This window comes from Achromobacter animicus (genome assembly GCF_040775605.1).
Classification (GTDB): Bacteria; Pseudomonadota; Gammaproteobacteria; order Burkholderiales; family Burkholderiaceae_B; genus Achromobacter; species Achromobacter animicus.
In genome coordinates, this window is sequence record NZ_JAYGJK010000001.1 from 605,411 (window position 1) to 627,494 (window position 22,084).

The 22,084-nt window shown below is 65.3% G+C and carries 18 protein-coding genes; 17 read left to right on the top strand and 1 reads right to left on the bottom strand.

Annotated features, from left to right (window positions below; all coding sequences use genetic code 11):
* Window positions 1–8: 8 nt before the first annotated feature.
* On the bottom strand, window positions 9–902 hold the full coding sequence (locus tag AB3147_RS02655; protein ID WP_175125946.1) for an alpha/beta hydrolase: 894 nt from the start codon (window positions 900–902) through the stop codon (window positions 9–11).
* A gap of 238 nt (window positions 903–1,140) precedes the next feature.
* Between AB3147_RS02655 and AB3147_RS02660 the strand changes: the two genes are divergently transcribed.
* From AB3147_RS02660 to AB3147_RS02740, 17 genes are all read left to right on the top strand, one after another.
* On the top strand, window positions 1,141–2,304 hold the full coding sequence (locus AB3147_RS02660; RefSeq protein ID WP_175125945.1) for an ABC transporter substrate-binding protein: 1,164 nt from the start codon (window positions 1,141–1,143) through the stop codon (window positions 2,302–2,304).
* A 185-nt stretch (window positions 2,305–2,489) separates the two neighbouring features.
* Window positions 2,490–3,410, top strand: a complete 921-nt coding sequence (locus AB3147_RS02665) for a branched-chain amino acid ABC transporter permease (RefSeq protein WP_367351382.1) — start codon at window positions 2,490–2,492, stop codon at window positions 3,408–3,410.
* Between the two features lie 2 nt (window positions 3,411–3,412).
* Complete coding sequence (locus AB3147_RS02670; RefSeq protein ID WP_175125944.1) at window positions 3,413–4,375, top strand: branched-chain amino acid ABC transporter permease; 963 nt, start codon at window positions 3,413–3,415, stop codon at window positions 4,373–4,375.
* A 98-nt stretch (window positions 4,376–4,473) separates the two neighbouring features.
* Window positions 4,474–5,229 carry an ABC transporter ATP-binding protein gene (locus AB3147_RS02675; protein ID WP_175125943.1) on the top strand — a complete coding sequence of 252 codons (756 nt, stop codon included), beginning with the start codon at window positions 4,474–4,476 and terminating at the stop codon, window positions 5,227–5,229.
* Window positions 5,229–5,933 (top strand): ABC transporter ATP-binding protein, encoded by a 705-nt coding sequence (locus AB3147_RS02680; protein WP_175125965.1) that lies wholly within the window; start codon window positions 5,229–5,231, stop codon window positions 5,931–5,933. The genes AB3147_RS02675 and AB3147_RS02680 overlap by 1 nt, the downstream gene beginning before the upstream one ends.
* A 319-nt stretch (window positions 5,934–6,252) precedes the next feature.
* Entirely contained in the window at window positions 6,253–8,238 is a 1,986-nt protein-coding gene (gene siaA, locus AB3147_RS02685) for a biofilm regulation protein phosphatase SiaA (protein ID WP_217481068.1), read from the top strand.
* Between the two features lie 23 nt (window positions 8,239–8,261).
* Window positions 8,262–8,801, top strand: coding sequence for a biofilm regulation protein kinase SiaB (gene siaB / locus AB3147_RS02690; RefSeq protein WP_056564586.1), 540 nt, complete (start codon window positions 8,262–8,264; stop codon window positions 8,799–8,801).
* A gap of 37 nt (window positions 8,802–8,838) precedes the next feature.
* Entirely contained in the window at window positions 8,839–9,216 is a 378-nt protein-coding gene (gene siaC / locus AB3147_RS02695) for a biofilm regulation phosphoprotein SiaC (RefSeq protein ID WP_175139020.1), read from the top strand.
* Window positions 9,213–10,010 (top strand): biofilm regulation diguanylate cyclase SiaD, encoded by a 798-nt coding sequence (siaD, locus tag AB3147_RS02700; protein ID WP_175125940.1) that lies wholly within the window; start codon window positions 9,213–9,215, stop codon window positions 10,008–10,010. Before siaC ends, siaD begins: the two co-directional genes overlap by 4 nt.
* A 39-nt stretch (window positions 10,011–10,049) precedes the next feature.
* Complete coding sequence (locus AB3147_RS02705; protein ID WP_239216081.1) at window positions 10,050–12,626, top strand: sensor domain-containing protein; 2,577 nt, start codon at window positions 10,050–10,052, stop codon at window positions 12,624–12,626.
* Window positions 12,627–13,711: 1,085 nt separating this feature from the next.
* Window positions 13,712–16,063, top strand: coding sequence for a bifunctional salicylyl-CoA 5-hydroxylase/oxidoreductase (locus tag AB3147_RS02710; protein ID WP_367351383.1), 2,352 nt, complete (start codon window positions 13,712–13,714; stop codon window positions 16,061–16,063).
* Window positions 16,060–16,851: an SDR family NAD(P)-dependent oxidoreductase gene (locus AB3147_RS02715; protein ID WP_367351384.1), complete on the top strand. Its 792-nt coding sequence runs from the start codon at window positions 16,060–16,062 to the stop codon at window positions 16,849–16,851. The genes AB3147_RS02710 and AB3147_RS02715 overlap by 4 nt, the downstream gene beginning before the upstream one ends.
* A 42-nt stretch (window positions 16,852–16,893) precedes the next feature.
* The gene (locus AB3147_RS02720) at window positions 16,894–17,751 is read left to right on the top strand and encodes an enoyl-CoA hydratase family protein (RefSeq protein ID WP_175125936.1); all 858 of its coding nucleotides are present in this window, start codon (window positions 16,894–16,896) and stop codon (window positions 17,749–17,751) included.
* A 2-nt stretch (window positions 17,752–17,753) separates the two neighbouring features.
* On the top strand, window positions 17,754–18,923 hold the full coding sequence (locus AB3147_RS02725; protein WP_191578247.1) for an acyl-CoA dehydrogenase family protein: 1,170 nt from the start codon (window positions 17,754–17,756) through the stop codon (window positions 18,921–18,923).
* 62 nt (window positions 18,924–18,985) lie between these two features.
* Window positions 18,986–20,626 carry an AMP-binding protein gene (locus AB3147_RS02730; RefSeq protein ID WP_367351385.1) on the top strand — a complete coding sequence of 547 codons (1,641 nt, stop codon included), beginning with the start codon at window positions 18,986–18,988 and terminating at the stop codon, window positions 20,624–20,626.
* A 25-nt stretch (window positions 20,627–20,651) separates the two neighbouring features.
* A complete protein-coding gene (locus tag AB3147_RS02735; protein ID WP_367351386.1) occupies window positions 20,652–21,092 on the top strand; it encodes an acyl-CoA thioesterase in 441 nt (146 codons plus the stop codon).
* Between the two features lie 49 nt (window positions 21,093–21,141).
* Window positions 21,142–21,549, top strand: coding sequence for a RidA family protein (locus AB3147_RS02740; RefSeq protein ID WP_367351387.1), 408 nt, complete (start codon window positions 21,142–21,144; stop codon window positions 21,547–21,549).
* The last annotated feature ends 535 nt before the right edge of the window (window positions 21,550–22,084 follow it).

The window sequence follows — 22,084 nt, forward strand, 5'->3', positions numbered from 1 at the left end:
TCGGAAGATTACCGGGAATGCGGGGGTGAAGAGGGCGCCAGACCCATCTGTTCGAAGATGGCTTGGGTCAGCGGGCTGTTCGGATCGTTGAGCGTCAGGACAATATCAAAATGATTGGTGCCTGGCATTGGTACATACCTACCGGGAAAACCGCGCGCCCGCCATGCGGCCAGATAATCATCGCTCTGGCGCTTGAATTCGTCGGTTTCGGATTCTCCGTAGCTGACCACCAGCGGGCAGCCCGCCTGCGGCAAATGCAGGGCGGGGCTGTTGCGGATGGCATCGGCTTCGCTCATGCGCATCCATTCGTTGATGTGGGTGTGCACCAGCGGGCGCAGGTCGAACAGGCCCGACAGGGGCGCGGCGCCCCTGACGACGCCGGGCGGCACGTCGTAGCTGGCATGCCAGCCGCCGGCGAGCAGGGCGCCGACCAGATGACCGCCCGCCGAGCTGCCGCAGATGTGGATGCGCGACGGGTCGCCGCCGTACTCGGCGATGTGGTGGTGAATCCAGGCCAGCGCGCGCCGGTTCTGGTCCACGATACGGTCCAGCGTGACGGCGGGGGCCAGCGAATAATTCACCGACACCACCACCGCGCCCGCCTGCGTGAACGCGGGCGCCATGTTGCTGGATTCGTTTTTGGACAAGAGTCGCCAGTAGCCGCCGTGGATGAACACGAAGACGGGCGCGCCGGACTTGCCGGCCGCGGCTGGAAATATGTCCAGCAGTTCATCCGGATGATCGCCAAAAGGCACGTCCAGCGCGCATTCCAGCGTGCTGCGCGCCGTGGCGCTGTCCTCGGCGTATTTCTTGAGTATCGGTTGGATGTCGGGTACTGTCGCGCGAGCGTTGTACTGGACGTCCAGTTCGGCGCGATCGTAGTTGCGGTAGAGGGTGACCATGGCGGCAGGTGGTAAAAACCCTAGACTTGTTTTGCCGATTACTTTAAACCTAAACTATGAACCACGCCAGTTTTCCCTGTGCTGCATAAGGGGATTGGGGCGTTGCAGAGCATACGTTCTGCAGGCACCGGCCTGACGGCGGCGACCATCGCGCCAGCGGGCCGGGCATAGAAGTCTTTCGCATCGCACTTTCAAAAAGAACACCCTCTGCGCGGGCTCGCGCACGGAGCACACCACCATGCGTTTGATCACTTCCTTCCTGGCTGCCGCCGCCCTGATTCCGGCCCTGGCACAGGCCGACACCGTCAAGGTCGGCATCGCCAACGACATCTCGGGCCCGTTCTCGGCGCTGGGCGCCGAAGCCCGCGACGGCTTCAACCTGGCCATCAAGCAACTGGGCAGCAAGCTGGGCGGCCAGCCCGCGGAATTCCTGCAAACCGACATGGGCGGCAATCCGGACCAGGCCCGCCAGCTCGTCACGCGCTACATCCAGCGCGAAAAGGTCGACTTCTTCACGGGGCCCATCGGCTCGAACGTGGCGCTGGCCGTCGGCCCCGCGCTGTTCGCCGCGAAGGTGCCCTACCTGTCCAACAACCCCGGTCCCAGCCAGTTCGCCGGCGCCCAGTGCAACAACTATTGGTTCGGCACGTCGTACCAGAACGATGCCTTCCACGAAGCGGCCGGCAAGGTCGCGGCCGACCGCGGCTTCAAGAAGATGTTCATCATGGCCCCGGACTACCCGGCCGGCAAGGATGCGCTGACCGGCTTCAAGCGCGGCTACAAGACCGCCCCGGGCGACGAGGTCTACACCAAGCTCGGCCAGATCGACTACGCCGCAGAGATCGCGCAGATCCGCGCCGCCAAGCCGGACGCCGTCTACATCTTCCTGCCGGGCGGCATGGGCATCAACTTCGTCAAGCAGTTCGTGTCCGCCGGCCTGTCGCAGAACGTCAAGCTGATCGGCCCGGGCTTCTCGGCCGACGAGGACGTGATCCAGGCCGTGGGCGACCCCATGCTGGGCATGTACAACACGGCGCAATGGGCGCATGACCTGGACGTGCCGCAGAACAAGGCCTTCGTCGAGGCCTTCCGCAAGGAATACAACGGCCGTTACCCGTCGGTGTACGCCGCCCAGGCGTATGACGTGATCATGGCCATGGACGCCGCCGTCAAGCAGGCCGGCGGCAAGGCCACCGACCGTGATGCCATCGTGAAGGCGCTGGAAAAGGCCGACTACCCCTCGGTGCGCGGCAGCTTCACCTACGGCAAGAACCACTACCCGATCCAGGCCTACTACCTGCGCGTCGTCGAGAAAGACGGCAGCGGCCGCATCACCAACAAGCTGGTGGGCAAGGTCTTCGACAAGTACCAGGACGTGTACGTAGGCGACTGCAAGCTCTGATCCCCCCGAAGCGCTGCGCGCTTCCCCCCAGGGGGCGTCGCAGCGGACCGGCGAAGCCGGATCCGCGCGACCCCGCTTGGGGGCGGCGGCTTGGGCGCGGGGATGCGTCGCTGATGCAGGTGGGATAGCTTTGGTGAATTGATCGCGGGGGCCCATCGGCGGCGCGCGGCAAGGGGGAAGTTTTCATGACGTTTACGCTGATCGTCGAGCAATTGCTGAACGGTCTGCAGTTTGGGTTGATGTTGTTTCTGATTGCGGCCGGGCTGACCCTGGTGTTCGGGATCATGGACATCATGAATCTGGCTCACGGCTCGCTCTATATGGCTGGCGCCTATGTCGCCGCCGAAACCATGCAACGCACCGGCTCGTTCACCGCCGCGGTTCTTGTGGCGGCGGTTGCCACGGGCATCGTCGGCATCGTGCTGGAGCTCTCGCTCATCCGCCGCCTGGCGCTGCGTGACCATCTGGCCCAGGTGCTGGGCACCTACGCTGTCATCCTTATCGCCAATGACCTGGTCAAGATGATCTGGGGTCCGGCGCCGGTCATGCTGAACATGCCCGCGATGCTGTCCGGTCCCGTGCGCCTGTTGCCCGACCTGATGTATCCCGCCTACCGCCTGATGATCATCGTCTTCGGCGTGGCCGCGGCCGCGGGCCTGTACTGGTTCGTGACGCGGACCCGTGCCGGCGTGCTGGTGCGGGCCGGGGCGTCGAACCGCCAGATGGCCACGCTGATGGGCGTGCGCGTGCCGCTGCTGTTCCTGGGCGTGTTCGTGCTGGGCGGCATGCTGGCCGCGGTGGCGGGTGCGCTGCTGGGGCCGATCACCTCGGTGCAGGTGGGCATGGGCGAAGAAATCCTGATCCTGGTGCTGGTGTGCATCGTCATCGGCGGCATCGGCTCGATCCGGGGCGCCTTCGTGGGCGCGCTGCTGGTCGGCATGGTCGACACCGCCGGCCGGGCGTTCCTGCCGATGCTGCTGCGCCAGGTGTTTTCGCCGGCCGTGGCCTCCAGCGTCGGTCCGACGCTCGCGGCCATCGCCATCTACGTGTTGATGGCGGCAGTGCTGGTGTTCCGGCCCTCTGGCCTCTTTCCGGCGCGGGGCTGACCATGAAAACCAAGATCTGGACCGTGGTCCTGCTGGCCGCGCTGGCGGTGTTCCCGCTGGTCGCGCCCATGCTGGGCCTGGACTTCTACATTTCCTTCGTGCGGCGCGTGCTGATCTACGCGCTGGCGGCCACCAGCCTGAACCTCATCCTGGGGTATGGCGGCATGGTGGCCTTGGGTCACGCCGCGTTCTTCGGCGCGGGCGCCTATGCGGTGGGCATCCTGTCCATGTCGGGCGTCACGTCCGCGCTGGTGTCCTGGCCGGTGGCCATGCTGCTGGCGGGCGTGCTGGCCTGCATCACGGGCGCGATCTCGCTGCGCACACGAGGCGTGTACTTCATCATGATCACGCTGGCGTTCGCGCAGATGCTGTTCTACATCTTCATCTCGCTGCGCCAGTACGGCGGTGAGGATGGCCTGAACCTGCCGGGATATTCCACGCTGCCGGGCATCGACCTTGCCCACGATGTCAGCTTCTATTACCTGGTGCTGGCGCTGTTCGCGCTGCTGATGTGGGCCTTCGGTCACGTCGTCGCCTCGCGCTTCGGCATGGCGCTGCAGGGCATCCGCGAGAACGAATCGCGCATGGAGTCCATGGGCTATCCCGTGTACCGCATCAAGCTGATGGCGTTCACGCTGAGCGGCGCGGCGGCGGGGCTGGCCGGCGCGCTGCTGGCCAACCACAACCTCTTCATTTCGCCCAGCCTGATGCATTGGACCCAGTCGGCCAACCTGCTGATCATGGTGCTGGTGGGCGGCATCGGCCTGCGCTATGGCGGCGTGGCCGGTGCGGTCGTGATGCTGACGCTGGAAGAAGTGCTGCGCCTGTGGACCGAATACTGGCACCTGCCTTTGGGCGTGCTGCTGCTCTGCGTGGTGTTTGGCGCGCCGCGCGGCCTGGTCGGCCTGTTCGGGCCGCTGTTCAGCGGGCGCGCTGCGCCGCAATCCGGCAAGGTGGGCTCATGAGCAATCCGATGAATGCCACGACTGGCGCAGCCGCGAATAGGACGCAACCCGCGGGGACGCACCGCTTGGGGACACAACCCGCGGGGACACACGCCCCGATGACGCACGCCCTGCAGGCGCGCGGTCTGGTCCGGCGCTTTGGCGCGCTGGTGGCCACCGACAACGTATCGCTGTCGCTGGCGCCGGGCGAGATCCACGCCCTGATCGGCCCCAACGGCGCGGGCAAGTCCACGCTGATCCACCTGCTGTCGGGCACGCTCTCCGCCGACGCCGGCACGCTGGAAGTCGACGGCCGCGACGTCACCGCAATGAACGCGCACCAGCGCGTGGCGGCGGGCCTGTCGCGGTCCTACCAGATCACCAACATCTTCAAGCAGTCCAGCGTGCTGGATAACTTGGTGCTGGCCGTGCAGGCCCACGCCGGCAGCAGCTTCCGCTTCTGGAAGCCGCGCGCCGCAGAATCGGCGCTGTACGAACAGGCGCGCGAGCTGGCCCGCGAATGCGCCATCGACGCCAGCCTGCTCGACCGCGCCGCGGGCACGCTGCCGCACGGCGAGCAGCGCAAGGTGGAATTCGCGCTGGCGCTTGCCGCCCGGCCCAAGGTGCTGCTGCTGGACGAACCCATGGCAGGCATGGGGCCCGACGAGACCGTCCGCCTGACCGAACTGATCGAATCCTTGCGGGGACGCGCCGCCATGCTGCTGGTTGAACACGACATGCAGGCGGTGTTCCGTCTGGCCGACCGCCTGTCCGTGCTGGTGTACGGGCGGGTGATTGCCTCGGGCACGCCGGACGAGATCCGCGCCAACCCCGAAGTGCGCCAGGCCTACCTGGGCGACGAGGAGACCGCATGATGCTGACCATCGAATCGGCCAAGAGCGGCTACGGCGCCAGCCAGGTGCTGTTTGGCGTGGACCTGGAGATTGGCGCAGGGCAGGTTGTGACGCTGCTGGGCCGCAATGGCATGGGCAAGACGACGCTGCTGCGCACGCTGTTCGGCCAGTTGCCGCTGCGCGGCGGCAAGATCCATTTCGCGGGGCAGGACATCAGCGGATGGAGTCCGGACCGCATCGCGCGGGCCGGCGTCGCCATCGTCCCGGAAGGGCGGCAGTGCTTTCCCAATCTGACGGTGCGCGAACACCTGACGGCCTTCGTGGCCGGGCGCAACCCGGAGATCGGCGAACCGTGGACGCCCGATCGCGTCTTTGAACTCTTCCCCCGGCTGGCTGAACGCGCCCGAAACATGGGCAACCAGTTGTCGGGCGGTGAGCAGCAGATGCTGGCCATCGGCCGCGCGCTGGTGACCAACCCCCGGCTGCTGATTCTGGACGAAGCCACCGAAGGGCTGGCGCCGAAAATCCGGGAAGAGATCTGGAACTGCCTGGCGCGTCTGCGTCAGGCCGGGCAGACGATCCTGGTGATCGACAAATATGTCGAAAGGTTACTCAGCCTGGCCGACCGCCATGTCATCCTGGAACGCGGCAAAGTGGTGTGGACCGGGGACTCGCAGGCCCTGGACGCCGACCGCAGCCTCTGGGAACGCTATCTGGGCGTCTGACAACGTGTCGTAATAAAGCTGCAATTCGAACCTGCCAGGCGTAACAGCCGCTGATATAAAACGCAATAAATCACGATATATATTGCTGCGGTGAAACTTAAGGTGTCTCGAACGCATCCAGACGTTTGCACCTGTATCAATAAACCCCCCTGGCATCTACACTAGCCGCGCCGGTTGCCCGCACGGGGCGCCGGCGTTCAGGCTCATGGCTCAAAAGGCGGGGCGAAGCACGGGTACGGCGCCTCGTAAGGTCAGCGCGTCCTATCTGCGTCCCCTTTTTCGCGCGTGGCATCGCATCAAGTTGTCAGGAAGACTTTGCATGGCGAAATGGGGATTGCGCAGGAAATCACTGATGGCGCTGCTGTTGGCGTGCCTGGTCGCCTTGGCGCCGGCCGCGCTGATTGGCTGGCAGGTGCTGGACGGCGTCCGCGAGCACTTTGGCCGCGCCTTTTCCGACAACTTCACGCAACTGAACCGCCAGCGCATCCTGGCGCCGGTGTCGCGCGAACTGGCGCTGTCGCAGCGCCTGGCCGACAGCGAGGTCACGCGCCGCTGGCTCCGCAATGAAAACGATCCCGCCGCGCGCGAGCTGTTCTTCCGCGAGGCCGACGGCTACCGGCGCGATCTGCTGGGCGGCGCGTATTTCATCGCCAGCGCCAGTTCCGGCAACTACTACTTCAACGACGACAAGCCGCTGTCCGAGACGCCGCGCTACACGCTCAGCCCCAGCGCGGCCGACGACGGCTGGTTCTACGCCACGATCAAGTCGCCCGCCCGCTACAACATCAACGTTAATCCGGACCTGAAGCTCAAGACCACCAAGGTCTGGATCAACGTACAGATCCGCGACGGCGAGACGGTCATGGGCCTGACGGGCGCTGGTCTGGACGTGGGCGGGTTCCTGAAGGAATTCGTGAACAGCGGCCAGCCCGGGGTCACGCCCATCATCGTGGACGAGGAAGGCGCGATCCAGGCGCACATGAACCCCGCGCTGATCGCCTACAACTCGGGCGCGGGCGGGGCGGGCGGCAAGGGCATGGTCTTCAGCCTGCTGGATCAGGGCGAAGGCCGCGCCGAGCTGCTGTCGGCCATGCATGCCGCGCAGGCGGATCCGCAGTCGGTGCAGTCGGCCTGGGTCAAGATGGACGGGGTGCGCCAGCTGGTGTCGGTGGCGTACATGCCGGAGCTGCACTGGCACGTCCTGACGGTGGTCGACCTGGGCGCGGCCCGGGTGCTGGACACCGGCTGGCTGTGGCCGGCGGCCATTGGCCTGGTGCTGCTGTTTGCCGCGATGCTGCTGTGCTTCGGCTACGCCATCGAGCGCCTGATGCTGCGCCCCTTGCGCCGCCTGCAGCAGTCCGCGCGGGCAATCGCCGACGGCAGCTACGACGTGCGCCTGCCGCCGGGCGGCCAGGACGAGATCGGCGACCTGAGCCGCGCGTTCGGCGTGATGGCCGACAAGGTCCGCAAGCACACGGCCGAGCTGGAAACCAAGGTGCGCGAACGCACCTCGGAACTGGAAGACGCCAACCGCGCCATGGCCGCGGCGCACAAGAAGATCGGCGACTCCATCGACTACGCCAGCCTGATCCAGCGCGCGATCCTGCCGGATCGCCAACTGACGCAGTCGCTGGGCGCCCACCATTTTGTGCTGTGGAAGCCGCGCGATGTGGTTGGCGGCGATTTCTACGTGTTCCGCGAGGACGGCGCCAACTGCCTGCTGGGCATCATGGACTGCGCGGGCCACGGCGTGCCCGGCGCGCTGATGACGATGCTGGCGCGTGCGGCGATCGATCTGGCGATCACCGAGGTCGGACCGGGCGATCCCGCGGGCATTCTGACGCGTACCGACAACGCAATCCGGGCCATGCTGGCCGACGCGCAGCTGCCCCGGGCCTTGGCGACCAATACCGATGCGGGGCTGGTATATATTGACCGGCAAGCCGGCAGGCTGCTGTACGCAGGCGCGAAGATCAGCCTGTACGCAAGCGACGGCGAAAACCTGCATGAAGTGCCCGGCGGCCGGCGTGCGCTGGGCGACAAGCGTATGGGGGTTTACGAGAACAACGCGTTGCAGATGGAGCCGGGCTGGACGTATTACCTGGCGACCGACGGTTTTCTGGATCAGGCGGGCGGCGAGCACGGGTTCGGCTTTGGCAATACGCGCTTTGCGGACATGCTCAAGACACACGCGCGCCGGCCGTTAACCGAACAGGCGGCCGCGTTCAGCCAGGCGCTCGCCGAGTACCAAGGTGGCCGGCCCCAGCGCGACGACATCACCTTGCTGTCTTTCCGTTTCGAATAATCGTTATCAAGGCGGTACCCTCCATGAATGCCTCCGATCTTTACGCGTTGGGCGCGCGATTCGACCAGAACCGCACGTTGCTGTGTTTCAACGGGCCGATCTCGCGCAGCCTGATCGAGGAAATCGGCAATGCGCTGAAGAACTACCTGAACGCCGAGCACGTCCGGCCCGCTGAAGCCATGGACGTGTTCTCGGTCTACATCGAGATGATCCAGAACATCCGCCAGTACGCCGCGCAGAACGGCGACGCGGACGCCTCCGCCACGGTCGTGATCGGCCGCCGCGACGAAAGCCGCTACGTGGTGTCGGCGGGCAATCTGGTCAGCGCGGAAGACGGCCACAGCCTGGTCGCCCGCATCCAGGAACTGGCCGCGCTGGACAAGCCGGCCCTGAAAGCCGAATACAAGGCCCAACTGCACAAGCCGCGTACGCAGGGCGTCGCGTCGGGCGCGGGCCTGGGCCTCATTGACATCGCGCGCCGCGCCGGCGCGCCGCTGGAAGCCAGCCTGACCCCCGCTGCACAGCCGGGCAAGGCCTTCTTCAGCCTGAGCGTAGTGGTCTGAGGACGCGCGCTCAACAGGATTATTTTCGGAGTATTTGATGAAAGACCTGAACATTCCCGGGACCCAGTCCACGCCCGCCATCACCGCCGACGCTGCCGCCGGCGTGCTGGCGATGCGCGGCGACTCCTACCCCGAGAATTCCTTCGAGCTGTTCGGCCCGGTCATTGAATGGGTCGAGACGTACCTGCAGGATCGCGACACGCCGCTGAAGCTGGAGCTGGAACTCCTGTACCTGAACACCAGCAGCATCAAGTCCGTCATGGACATCTTCGATGTGCTCGAAGCCGCGCACCGCAAGGGCCGCGAGGTCGGCGTCACCTGGTTCTACGACATGCGCAACGAGCGCGTGGGCGAACTGGCTGAAGAGTTCAAGGAAGACTGCACGTTCCCGTTCTCGGTGGTTGGCCGCCAATGAAACCGGGCGCCGCCGAACTGGATCAGCGTATCGCCGAGCTGCTGGCGGATCCGGCGCATGCCGGCCATCCGCTGCGCGACGCGCTGGAAGCGCTCTGGCGGCACACCGAGGAACAGATGGCGCGCATTCAGCGCGTCACGCAGCTTTCGGACGCCTATCAAAGCATGGCGCACGAACGTGAACTGGGCCTGTGCGACCAGTTCGACCGCCAGCTGCGCCGCCTGACCCGCATCGCGCGGATCTCGGATCACTATCAGAACATGATGCGCGACCTGAACCGCGCGCTCGAGGAAACGTCCAGCCGCGACCCCCTGACGGGCCTGTTGAACCGGCGCGCGCTGATGGAAATGATCAAGCAGGAAGTCCAGCGCGCTGCGCGCAGCGGCGACAGCTTTGTCGTCGCGATGCTGGACGTGGATCACTTCAAGGCCGTGAACGACCGTTTCGGCCACGAGACGGGCGACCGCGCGCTGGTCGAACTGGCCGGCGTGCTGGGCGAAAGCCTGCGCGAATACGATCTGTGCGGCCGCTGGGGCGGCGAGGAATTCCTCGTGCTGCTGCCCCATACGGACCCGGACGCGGCGCAGGCGGTCATGGACCGCCTGGTGAGCGACGTGCGGGGGCTGGCGATGCCGGCCGGCGACGAAGTCCTGCGGCTGACGGTCAGTATCGGCATGGCGTATCACCAGTTGGGCGAAACGTTTTCGGAGACGCTCAGCCGGGCGGATCAGGCGTTGTATCTGGCCAAGCAGGACGGACGCGATCGCGTCGCCCTTGGTTTTCCGAGGCGCTGAATGAAACCGGAACAGCTGTTATCCGGGTTGGAGCCCCTTATGCTTGATTCTCATCTTGGCGGGTCGCAGTCGAACCCCCAAGGCGCCGCGTGGCATGTGGGCAATTATCTGACGTCGATGGACCGCGCCTTGCTGCTGTTCGATTTCGACGCAGCCGGCTCCTTGTTGAACGGCAATACCAATTTCCTGGCCGCGGTGGGTTACACCCGCGAAGAGGCGCTGACCCTGCGCCACGAGCTGCTGTGCGACAGCATGGACGAAGGCAAGGGTACGCGCAGCGGCGAACAGGTTTGGGACCGGCTGCGCCGCGGCCAGCACTTTTCGGGCACCTGCCGCTACCGCAAGAAGGACGGCAGCTCGCTGTGGATCGAAGCGACCTACCTGCCGCTGCTGAACGACGCGGGCGAGGTGGGCCGCGTGACGGTGATTTCGCGCAAGTCGATCGCGGACGCGGAGCGCCAGGAAGAAATCCGCCTGCTGATGCTGGGCATCAACGAAACGGGCAACGCGGTGGCGGTGTCGGGCTCCGATGGCCGCATCGTCTACGTGAACGACGGCTTTCAGCGGATGCTCGGCTTTTCCCGTAGCGATGCGCTGGACCAGGATCTGGGCGAACTGCTCTCCGGCGGCCGCGCGGACGGCGGCACGCGCGAGGAACTGCACCGCCGCGTGGCCTGTCGCGAGGGCTACCACAAGGACGTGCTGGTCTATGACCGCGGCGGCAAGCCGCTGTGGGTGTCGGTGATGGCCAACTCGGTGTTCGACGAGCGCGGGACGCTGGTCAATATCGTGGACGTGCTGACGGACATTACGCCGACGAAGGTGCACGAGGTGCTGCAGCGCCGGGTGCTGCAGGCGATGGTGAACGAGGCCTCGGTGGTCGAGGTCATGAACATGGTGTGCCGCGAGGTGGAGCGCCTGGCGCCGGAAGTGGCGGCGTCGGTGGTTCGCGTGGACGATGCGGGCCTGTTGCGCCCGCTGGCGGCGCCGAGCCTGCCGCAGGGCTATTCGGACGCGCTGGAAGGCGTGCCGATCGGCCCGCAGGTGGGCGCCTGCGGCACGGCGGCGTTTCTGGGCCGTCCGGTGATCGTGCCGGACATTGCAACAGACCCGCTGTGGGACGATTACCGCCATCTGCCGCTGCCGGAAGAATACAAGGCGTGCTGGTCGTCGCCGATCAAGTCGAGCGATGGCCGGGTGATCGGGACGTTCGGTTTCTATTTCCGGGAACGCCGGCTGCCTGATGATTTCCATCACCGTCTGGTGGACGTGTGCGTATACCTGTGCGCGCTGGCGCTGGAACGCGAGGAAGCGCGCGCGCGCATCCGGCAATTGGCGTTCTATGACGAACTGACGGGACTGCCGAACCGCAATCTGTTGCTGGCGCAGGCGGAACAGGCGATCGCGCGGGCGGAGCCGGAGCGCAAGCGGGTGGCGGTGTTGTTCCTGGATCTGGACCGCTTCAAGCAGGTGAACGATACGCTGGGCCACCCGATCGGGGACGCGCTGCTGCGGGATGTGGCGCAGCGTCTGCGACGGTTGGCGCGGGCGACGGATATCGTGGGCCGGCTTTCCGGCGACGAGTTCGTGATGTTGATGCCGGAGTTCGAACATGGCCGCCTGACCGCGGCGGCGGAACACATCCTGGTGGCGCTGGCGCAGCCGTTCTCGGTGGGCGGCATTACGCTGAATCCGTCGGTGAGCATCGGCATCAGCGTCTTCCCGGAGAACGGCCGGGATATGGATACGCTGTTGCGCCATGCGGACATGGCGATGTACCAGGCGAAGACGGCGGGCCGCAATCGCATTTCGTTCTTCAGCGCCGAGATGAATCGTCAGGCGCAGGAGCGGTTGGCGCTGGAAGCGGCGCTGCGGGATGCGTTGGAAGCGAAGGCGTTGCGTTTGCACTATCAGCCGCAGGTTGGCTTGAAGAACGGCAGCCTGTACGGGGTGGAGGCGCTTGCACGTTGGCGCCATCCGACGCTGGGGGATATTTCGCCGGCGCGGTTTGTGCCGCTGGCGGAAGAGTGCGGTCTGATCGGAGATCTGGGCGACTGGGCGTTGCGCGAGGCCTGCTCGCAATTGGCGATCTGGCGCAATAACGGTCTGCGAGTGCCTTCGGTGTCGGTGAACCTGTCGGCGACGAATTTCCACAATCTGAACCTGCCGCGGATGATTGCGGCGACGTTGGCTGAGTTCGGTTTGGCGCCTGCGGATTTGATGCTGGAGATTACCGAGGGCGTTGTTCTCGATGCCACGGCTGGGACGTTGCGCACGATTGCTGAACTGCATCGGTTGGGCGTACGGCTGTCGATGGATGACTTCGGGACTGGATATTCCAGCCTGGGGCATTTGCGGCGCCTGATCGTTGACGAACTGAAGCTGGATCGCAGTTTCGTGCAAGGGTTGGAGAGCGATGATGCGGCTCGGGCGTTGACTAGCGCTGTGATTCGGATCGGGGAGAGCTTGAGTCTGCCGGTTGTGGCTGAGGGCGTTGAGAACGAAGAGCAGCGGCGGTTTCTGATCGAGCAAGGGTGCGCGGCGGGGCAGGGGTTTCTGTTTTCGCCGCCGTTGCCTGCGGGGGATCTTGAGGAGTGGTTGCGGGCTCGGGGGTGATTGGTTCGCTTCGTTTGCCGGGTTGAGTTCTTGAGGCGTCCGGCACGGTGGCGTCCCGGGGCGCGCGGGGCCACGATTGCGGTCCGGAGCCTTCGCTCCGGACTGCCCCGTCGTCATCTTCGTCCGCCTTCGGCTCCCTTCAGATTCCCTCGGGCTTATCGACGCCCCGCGCACCCCGGGACGCCACCGCACCGGACTCTGGCAATTCGAGTTTTCAGGCAGCGGGGGCGGTCGGCGTGCTTGGCATTTTTGCGCAGAGCACTTCGGGCCAGAAGCATCTTGCGTTGCCCGTCTCCGTTCGGCCGCGCGGGCGGCCTCCGAAGACTTAGACTAAATCGGGTGTCAGACACCATGAAGCACTCCGGCCGCCATTCATCGTCACTTGAACTCACGTGCCCGATGGGCGGCGCGAACCGGTCGGCAGGCTGTGGCGAACCGTCGCCGCGCCGCCCATCACGGCTCTCCCCACGGTGATGCTGGAGCTTTAGAACCCCACTCCCCGCAAGCGCGGAAGCGTCTACCTCCACGACGACCCACAACGCGTATGCCGATCGTGGCCGCCCGCGCGGCCGCGACTCGGCGGGCCCCGCAAGACTCGTCCCTGACCACTGCTCTAGCAGCGCCCCGATTCATGCACACCGCAGCTCCTCGGTGCGGGCGACAGGGGGCCGAGCGCCGTCGATGCGCCCGAGGGAATCTGAAGGGAGCCGAAGGCGGACGAAGATGACGACGGGGCAGTCCGGAGCGGAGGCTCCGGACCGCAATCGTGGGCGCTCGGCCCCCTGTCGCCCGTGCCGAGGGGCGGGAGAAGAACGCAGCAACCGCCAACCCAGAACCAACGGTCAAAGCGGCCTCAACGACACCCCGTACGCTCCTCTGCACCCACACCTATACCCCGCCTCTACAACCGACCTCCAATCGTCCCCATTTCCCCTCCCCCTCCAGCATTACTAAATACTTTCCCTCATTTGCACACCCACCACTTCCGATATATATTTCAAGCCTAAACTATCCAGACCTAAATATCTGCGGCTTCCGCTCCAGCACCACAGAGCGACTGTCGCGTACTTGGAGCGTATACGGCAATGAAGATAGTCTGCATCGGCGGCGGTCCCGCCGGCCTGTATTTCGGTCTGCTCATGAAACTGCAGAACCCCGCCAACGAAGTCACCGTCATCGAACGCAACCGTCCGTATGACACTTTTGGCTGGGGCGTGGTCTTCTCCGACGCCACCATGCAGAATTTGCGTGAGGCCGATCCCGTATCGGCGCAAACCATTGGCGATGCGTTCAACCATTGGGATGACATCGACATCCATTTCAAGGGACGCAGCATCCGCAGCAGCGGCCACGGCTTCATCGGCATTGGGCGCAAGAAGCTTCTGAACATCCTGCAGGCGCGTTGCGAAGACGTGGGCGTGAAGCTCGTGTTCGAGAGCTTCGTCCAGGACGACCAGGCCATCGCCCGCGAGTACGACGCCGATCTGGTCATTGCCTCGGACGGCATCAACAGCCAGATTCGCACCCGGTACGCCGATACGTTCCATCCCGACATCGACCAGCGCCGCTGCCGCTTCGTGTGGCTGGGCACCAAGAAGGTGTTCGATGCCTTTACCTTTGCCTTCGTGCAGACCGAGCACGGCTGGTTCCAGGCGCATGCTTACCGATACGAGGACGGCATGTCGACGTTTATCGTCGAGACGCCGGAGGAAACCTGGCAGGCTGCGGGCATCGAGCAGATGAGCCAGGAAGAGGGCATCGCCTATTGCGAGAAGCTGTTTGCGCCCTGGCTGGACGGCAATCCGCTGATCAGCAATGCGTCGCATCTGCGTGGTTCGGCGATCTGGATCCGTTTCCCGCGCGTCATCTGCAATACGTGGGTCCACTGGAACAAGCTGGACACCGCCCGTGGCGAGCGCCGCGTGCCGGTCGTGCTGATGGGCGATGCCGCGCACACGGCGCACTTTTCCATCGGGTCGGGCACGAAGCTGGCGCTGGAAGACGCTATCGAGCTGGCGCGTTGCCTGAGCGGCGCGGAAGGCAGCGTCGAGGCCGGACTGCATCATTACGAGGAAGTGCGCAGCGTCGAGGTGCTGAAGATTCAGAACGCCGCGCGCAACTCCACCGAATGGTTTGAGAACGTCGAGCGCTACGCCGACCTGGAGCCCGAGCAGTTCGCGTATTCGCTGCTGACCCGTTCGCAGCGCATTTCGCACGAGAACCTGCGCCTGCGCGATCCGGCCTGGCTGGAAGGCTTTGAGCGCTGGATCGCGGAACGCGCCGGCGCGGCCACGCCCGAGGGCCGGCGTCCGGCGATTCCGATGCTGACGCCTTATCAGGTGCGCGGCGTTCGGCTGAAGAATCGCATCCTGGTGTCGCCGATGGCGATGTATTCGTGCACGGATGGCGTGCCGGGAGATTTCCATCTGGTTCACCTGGGCGCGCGCGCCATGGGTGGCGCCGGGTTGGTGATGGTGGAAATGACCTGCGTGTCGCCCGATGGCCGCATCACGCCGGGGTGCCCGGGGCTGTGGAATGACGAGCAGCAGCAGGCGTTTGCCCGCATCGTGAACTTTGTGCACGGCAACAGCGATGCGCGGATCGGCATGCAGTTGGGTCATGCTGGCCGCAAGGGGTCGACGCAGCTCGGCTGGCAGAAGATCGATCATCCGCTGGCAGAGGGCAATTGGCCGCTGGTGTCGGCATCGGCCCTGCCGTACATCGAAGGCGTGTCGCAGACGCCGCGCGCCATGACGCGCGCGGATATGGACGAAGTGCGCGACAACTTCGTGGCGGCGGCGCGCCGCGCGGCGGCTGCGGGCTTCGACTGGCTGGAGCTGCACTGCGCGCACGGCTATCTGTTGTCCAGCTTTATTTCGCCGCTGACCAATCGTCGTGAGGATGAATACGGCGGCAGTCTGGAAAACCGGCTGCGCTTCCCGCTGGAGGTGTTCCATGCGGTGCGGGCGGTGTGGCCCGAGGACAAGCCGATGTCGGTGCGGATCTCGGCCAGCGATTGGGTGGAAGGCGGCATCACCGCGGACGATGCGGTCGAGATCGCGCGTCACTTCAAGGCGGCGGGCGCCGACATGATCGATTGCTCGTCCGGTCAGGTCAGCAAGGAAGAAAAGCCGGTGTACGGCCGCATGTTCCAGACGCCGTTTGCCGATCGCGTCCGCAACGAAGCCGGCATCCCCACGATTGCGGTGGGCGCCATTTTCGAGGCCGACCACGCCAACGGCATCATCGCCTCCGGCCGTGCGGACCTGTGCGCGCTGGCACGTCCCCATTTGGCTGACGCCTCCTGGACGCTGCGCGAAGCGGCGCGCGTGGGCTATGTTGATGTGTCGTGGCCTAGCCAGTATTTCGCCGGCAAGCGCCAGCTTGAGACCAACTTCGAACGCGCCGCCGCGATGGCGCAACTGGATATCAAATGAACGCACAACCGCTACCACTCGCCGGGCGTCACGCCCTGGTGACGGGCGGCGCCCGCGGCATCGGCCTGGCCGCCGCCCGGTCGCTGCTGCAGCGCGGCGCCCGCGTCACGCTGCTGGGCCGCGATGGTGGCGCGCTGGAGGCGGCGACCGACGAGTTGGCCCGGCTGGGTCAGGTGCAGGCCGTCAGCGCGGACATTGCCGACGAAGCCTCGGTGCGCGCCGCCTTCGCGCAGGCCGAAGCCGAGTTCGGCCCGGTGGTGATCCTGGTGAACAACGCGGGGCAGGCGGTCAGCCAGCGTTTTGACCGCACGGACGCCGCGCTGTGGAACCAGATGCTGGCCGTCAATCTGACGGGCACCTTCCATTGCATCCAGGCGGCGTTGCCGGGGATGCTGCAGGAAAAGTGGGGCCGTGTGATCAACGTGGCCAGCACCGCAGGGCTGATCGGCTATGGGTATGTAAGCGCCTACTGCGCTGCAAAGCACGGCGTGATCGGGCTGACCCGGTCGCTGGCGCTGGAAACGGCGCAGAAGGGCGTGACGGTCAACGCAGTCTGCCCGGGCTATACCGAGACCGACATCGTGCGCGGCGCCGTCGCCAACATTGTCGAGAAGACCGGCATGACGCCGGAAGCCGCCCGCCTGAAACTGGCGGAGCGCAACCCGCAGGGCCGCCTGGTGCAGCCCGAGGAAGTGGCCGAGACGGTCGCGTGGCTGGCGCTGCCGGCCTCCGCTTCGATCAACGGCCAGGCGATCGCCGTCGACGGCGGCGAAGTGATGACCGGCTGAGGCCGGCGTTCCATCCACCCAGCATTCATGAACGGAGACACCATGAGCACCCAGCCCGAAGAGCACACCATGAAGCATCACAAGCGTCCCATCGCCGGCTACCAGGCGAAGACGTTCCTGTGGCAGGTGTCGGACGACGGCAAGGTCGGCACCATTACGCTGAACCGTCCCGAGCGCAAGAATCCGCTAACGTTTGATTCGTACGCGGAACTGCGCGATTTCTTCCGGTCGCTGGTGTATGCCACCGACATCAAGGTGGTGGTGGTGACGGGCGCGGGCGGCAATTTCTGCTCGGGCGGCGACGTGCACGAGATCATCGGCCCGCTCACGAAGATGAGCATGCCGGAACTGCTGGATTTCACGCGCATGACGGGTGATCTGGTCAAGGCCATGCGCGCTTGCCCGCAACCCATCGTGGCGGCCGTGGACGGCGTGTGCGCGGGCGCGGGGGCGATGGTGGCGCTGGCGTCGGATATGCGCTTGGGCACGCCGGCCGCGCGGACCGCGTTCCTCTTTACCCGCGTGGGGCTGGCGGGGGCCGACATGGGCGCATGCACGCTGCTGCCGCGCATGATCGGTCAGGGCCGTGCTTCCGAGCTGCTGTACACCGGCCGCGCGATGACGGCCGACGAGGGCGCGAGCTGGGGGTTTTTCAATGCGCTGCACGAGTCCGGCAAGCTGCTGGAAGCGGCGCAGACGCTGGCGGCGCAACTGGCCGCGGGTCCGACCTTCGCACACGGCGTGACCAAGAAGCTGCTGCACCAGGAATGGAACATGGGTGTGGACGAGGCCATCGAGGCCGAAGCCGAGGCGCAGGCCATCTGCATGCAGACGCGCGATTTCCATCGCGCCTACGAGGCCTTCGTGGCCAAGCAGAAGCCCGTTTTCGAGGGGAACTGATGATGCGCGACGCAAGCTGGCTGGACTGGCCCTTTTTCGACGACGCGCATCGCAAGCTGGCGCATGACGTGGACGCCTGGTGCGAGCAGTCGCTGGGCGACGTGGATCATCACGACGCAGATGCGGCATGCAAGAAGCTGGTCAAGGCCATGGGCCAGGCCGGGTGGCTGCGTTACGCGGTGGCAGGCGGCCCGGGCGGGGCTTGGGGCGGCGCGCTGCCGGAGGTGGACTCCCGCGCGGTATGCATCCTGCGCGAGACGTTTGCCCGGCATGAAGGATTGGCGGACTTTGCGTTTGCGATGCAGGGCCTGGGCAGCGGCGCGATTTCGCTGATGGGCTCGGATGCGCTGCGCCAGCATTACCTGCCGCGCGTGGCGCGCGGCGAGGCGATTGCGGCTTTTGCGTTGTCGGAGCCTGATGCGGGGTCGGACGTTGCCGCGCTGGCCTGCGAGGCGAAGCTGGACGGCGATCACTATGTGCTGAATGGCGCCAAGACGTGGATTTCGAACGGCGGCATTGCGGACTTCTATGTGGTGTTCGCGCGCACAGGCGAAGCTCCCGGCGCGCGGGGCATCAGCGCGTTCGTGGTGGATGCGGACACGCCGGGGTTCGAGGTGGCCGAGCGCATCGACCTGATCGCGCCGCATCCGCTGGCGACCATTACGTTCGACAACTGCCGCATCCCGGTGACGCACCGGTTGGGCGACGCGGGGCAAGGTTTCAAGCTGGCCATGATGACGCTGGACATCTTCCGCGCGTCGGTGGCGGCGGCGGCGCTGGGGTTTGCGCGCCGGGCGCTGGATGAAGGATTGGCGCGCGCCAAGTCGCGCCGCATGTTTGGCCAGACGCTGGCCGACCTGCAACTGACGCAAGCCGCGTTGGGCGACATGGCAACCGCCATCGACGCCTCGGCGCTGCTGACGTACCGCGCCGCGTGGATGCGCGACGTGCAGAAGCTACGCACCACGCGTGAAGCGGCGATGGCCAAGATGACGGCGACGGAGTCGGCGCAGACGGTGATCGACCGGGCGTTGCAGATGTTCGGCGGCGCTGGCGTGGTGTCGGGGATGCCGGTGGAGAAGCTTTACAGGGAAATCAGAGCGCTGCGTATCTACGAAGGCGCCACGGAAGTGCAGAAGTTGATCATCGCCCGTGAATTGCTAAAGGCATAAAGGGCCATCGAGCGCCTGCTTTTTGCAACGTAAACCGCATCGCACAGCCAAGGGGAATTTTCATGGAAGTATCCGCCCACATCGACACCTTTGCCCGGGACAACCTGCCCCCGGGCGAACAATGGCCTGAGTTCCTGCTGGACGGCCCCGACGTGGCCTATCCAAAGCGTTTCAATTGCGCAGTGGAATTGGTGGACGCGATGGTCGGCCAAGGCCACGGCGATCGCGTGGCGCTGCGCTGGCGACAGGACGGCAAGCCGGCGACGATGACCTACGGCGAACTGGCCGCGTTGACGAACCGCATCGCGCGCGTGCTGACCGAGGACATGAAGCTGGTGCCGGGTAACCGCCTGCTGCTGCGCGGCCCGAACAATCCGATGATGGCGGCCTCGTGGCTGGCGGCGATCAAGGCGGGTCTGGTGACGGTGCCGACGATGCCGCTGCTGCGTTCGAAGGAACTGAAGCAGATCATCGAGAAGGCGCAGATCCAGGCGGTGCTGTGCGACGTGCGCCTGAAGGACGAGGCGCAGTTCTGCGCGCAGCCGGATCACGAGAACCACTGCCCGGGTCTGGCGCAGGTGATGTACTTCAACGATTCGGCGGCCGATGCGCTGGACGCGCTGGCGGCCGGCAAGCCTGACACGTTCGAGGCGTGCGATACGGCGGCGGACGATGTGTGCCTGATCGCGTTCACCAGCGGCACGACGGGCTCGCCGAAGGGCTGCATGCACTTTCATCGCGATGTGCTGGCGATGTGCGACCTTTTCCCGAAGCATGTGATCAAGCCTGGGCCGGATGACATTTTCTGCGGCACGCCGCCGCTGGCGTTCACGTTCGGGCTGGGCGGGTTGTTGTGCTTCCCGCTGCGAGTGGGCGCGAGCACGGTGCTGGCCGAGAAGCTGTCGCCGGAAAGCCTCTTGGAACTGATCCAGGAGTTCCGCGCGACGATCGTGTTCACGGCCCCGACCTTCTACCGCCAGATGGCGGCGTTGGTGGGCAAGTTCGATCTGTCGTCGCTGAAGAAGAGCGTGTCGGCGGGCGAAGCGCTGCCGGATGCGACGCGTCAGCTTTGGAAGGACGCAACGGGAATCGAGATGATCGACGGCATCGGCGGCACGGAGATGATCCACGTGTTCGTGTCGAGCCCGCCGGAGTCGGTGCGCCGCGGTGCGATTGGCCGCGTGGTGCCGGGGTACGTGGCGCAGATCGTTGACGATGAGATGAAGCCGGTGCCGAACGGGACGGTGGGCCGGTTGGCGATCAAGGGGCCGACGGGCTGCCGCTATCTGGCGGACGAGCGCCAGCGCCGGTTCGTGCAAGACGGCTGGAATCTGCCGGGCGATACGTTCGTGCAGGACGATGACGGCTATCTGTTCTACCAAGCGCGCAACGACGACATGATCGTGTCGGCGGGCTACAACATCGCGGGTCCGGAAGTCGAGGACGCGCTGCTGCGCCATGAGGCGGTGGCGGAGTGCGGGGTAGTGGGCGCGATGGACGACGAGCGCGGTCAGGTGGTGAAGGCGTTTGTGGTGCTGAAGCCGGGGTTTGCGCCAAGCGCAGAGCTGGTGACGGCGATGCAGACGTTCGTGAAGGCGAATATTGCGCCCTACAAGTATCCGCGCGCGATCGAGTTCGTGGATGCGTTGCCGCGGACGGAGACGGGAAAGTTGCAGCGGTTTGCGCTGCGCAAGATGGCATAGGCATCGCAAGCATCAAGGAAACATCATGGCAGCACTCATCACGACGGCTCCTTTCGTGAGCCAGGTAGAAGTCCGATTCCGCCATTGCGACCCGGCGGGGATCGTGTTCTATCCGCGCTATTTCGAGATGATCAATGATTTCGTCGAGGAGTGGTTCGACAAGGGAATGGGGTTGCCGTTTCATGCGCTACATGTGGAGCGGCATATCGGTACGCCGATGGCGTCGGTGACGTGCGATTTCAGCGCACCGAGCCGGTGGCACGAGAAACTGCGGCAGACGCTGTCGGTGCAGCGCATTGGTGGTGCATCGTTCAAGGCGCTGGTGCGGTTTGAAGGGCCGGACGGGCAGTTGCGGTTGTCGGCGACGCTGACGATCGTGACGGTGGATCTGCGGACGATGAAGTCGATGCCGCTGCCTGCGGATCTGCGGGAACGCATGCAGCATTTTCTGGCAACCGCGGCATAAGCGGGCGCCACCCTGTGGTTTGTTTATTTGATCAATAGGATGAGACGTTATGAAGATTCTGCAACCGCCGGATTGGATGGCGCCCCGGGGCTATTCGAATGGTGTGCTGACCGAGATGCTGGTGGGCAGCAAGGTCGTGTTTGTGGGCGGACAGGTGGGATGGAACGGGCAGCAGCAGTTCGAGTCCGATGACTTCGCGGACCAGGTGCGTCAGGCGCTGCTGAACATCGTGCAGATTCTTGCCGAGGGTGGGGCGAAGCCTGAACATATCGTGCGGATGACTTGGTATGTGACGGACAGGAAGGAGTACGTCGCTGCTTATCCGGGCATTGGTAAACACTACCGGGAGTTGATCGGTCGGCATTTTCCGGCGATGACGGCGGTGGAAGTGGCCGCTCTGGTGGAGGATCGCGCGAAGGTTGAAATTGAAGTGACTGCGGTGGTGCCTGCGCAGTAGGGGTTTATTTGGTTTGACGGTGTATCGAAGGTTCGCCGCATTTGCTTCCCGGCCGGCACCGGGGGGCGAGGGCGGCGGGCCTTCGGTGCTTGTGGGGCGGATTTTCTTGTGAGCATGCCGCTGAAGTCAGGTGTCTGACACCCGCATGAGAAAGTCGTCATTGCGCGGCGGTATTCGCCGGGTGTCTGACACCGTGCGTAGTGCGTTGGACTGTTAGCTAGAGGTCTGACGCTGGCCGATGATGCGTCGGTCGCGGTTCTTAAGACGCCCGGCGCGTCGGCGGTCTGGGGCGCGCGGGGCTACGATTGCGGTCCGGAGCCTTCGCTCCGGACTGCCCCTTCGTCATCTTCGTTGTCGCCTTCGGCGACTGCCTTCAGATTCCCTCGGGCGCATCTACACGCCCCGCGCGCCCCAGACCGCCGCCACGCCGGGCTCCGGTGTTTGCTCTTGGCGGTCGCTGGGGTGTACAGGGTTCTTTAGGTTCTTGTCCACGTGCTCGCGGGCATGAAACATTTTGCGGGGCCCGCCCCACGTC

Bases quoted from the DNA above. Each gene is read 5' to 3' on its own strand.
- AB3147_RS02735 (WP_367351386.1), top strand. From the start codon at position 20,652: ATGGCAGCACTCATCACGACGGCTCCTTTCGTGAGCCAGGTAGAAGTC.
- AB3147_RS02675 (WP_175125943.1), top strand. From the start codon at position 4,474: ATGACGCACGCCCTGCAGGCGCGCGGTCTGGTCCGGCGCTTTGGCGCG.
- AB3147_RS02680 (WP_175125965.1), top strand. From the start codon at position 5,229: ATGCTGACCATCGAATCGGCCAAGAGCGGCTACGGCGCCAGCCAGGTG.
- AB3147_RS02665 (WP_367351382.1), top strand. From the start codon at position 2,490: ATGACGTTTACGCTGATCGTCGAGCAATTGCTGAACGGTCTGCAGTTT.
- AB3147_RS02710 (WP_367351383.1), top strand. From the start codon at position 13,712: ATGAAGATAGTCTGCATCGGCGGCGGTCCCGCCGGCCTGTATTTCGGT.
- AB3147_RS02670 (WP_175125944.1), top strand. From the start codon at position 3,413: ATGAAAACCAAGATCTGGACCGTGGTCCTGCTGGCCGCGCTGGCGGTG.
- AB3147_RS02660 (WP_175125945.1), top strand. From the start codon at position 1,141: ATGCGTTTGATCACTTCCTTCCTGGCTGCCGCCGCCCTGATTCCGGCC.
- AB3147_RS02730 (WP_367351385.1), top strand. From the start codon at position 18,986: ATGGAAGTATCCGCCCACATCGACACCTTTGCCCGGGACAACCTGCCC.
- AB3147_RS02740 (WP_367351387.1), top strand. From the start codon at position 21,142: ATGAAGATTCTGCAACCGCCGGATTGGATGGCGCCCCGGGGCTATTCG.
- siaA (WP_217481068.1), top strand. From the start codon at position 6,253: ATGGCGAAATGGGGATTGCGCAGGAAATCACTGATGGCGCTGCTGTTG.
- siaD (WP_175125940.1), top strand. From the start codon at position 9,213: ATGAAACCGGGCGCCGCCGAACTGGATCAGCGTATCGCCGAGCTGCTG.
- AB3147_RS02705 (WP_239216081.1), top strand. From the start codon at position 10,050: ATGCTTGATTCTCATCTTGGCGGGTCGCAGTCGAACCCCCAAGGCGCC.
- AB3147_RS02715 (WP_367351384.1), top strand. From the start codon at position 16,060: ATGAACGCACAACCGCTACCACTCGCCGGGCGTCACGCCCTGGTGACG.
- siaB (WP_056564586.1), top strand. From the start codon at position 8,262: ATGAATGCCTCCGATCTTTACGCGTTGGGCGCGCGATTCGACCAGAAC.
- siaC (WP_175139020.1), top strand. From the start codon at position 8,839: ATGAAAGACCTGAACATTCCCGGGACCCAGTCCACGCCCGCCATCACC.
- AB3147_RS02720 (WP_175125936.1), top strand. From the start codon at position 16,894: ATGAGCACCCAGCCCGAAGAGCACACCATGAAGCATCACAAGCGTCCC.
- AB3147_RS02655 (WP_175125946.1), bottom strand. From the start codon at position 902: ATGGTCACCCTCTACCGCAACTACGATCGCGCCGAACTGGACGTCCAG.
- AB3147_RS02725 (WP_191578247.1), top strand. From the start codon at position 17,754: ATGCGCGACGCAAGCTGGCTGGACTGGCCCTTTTTCGACGACGCGCAT.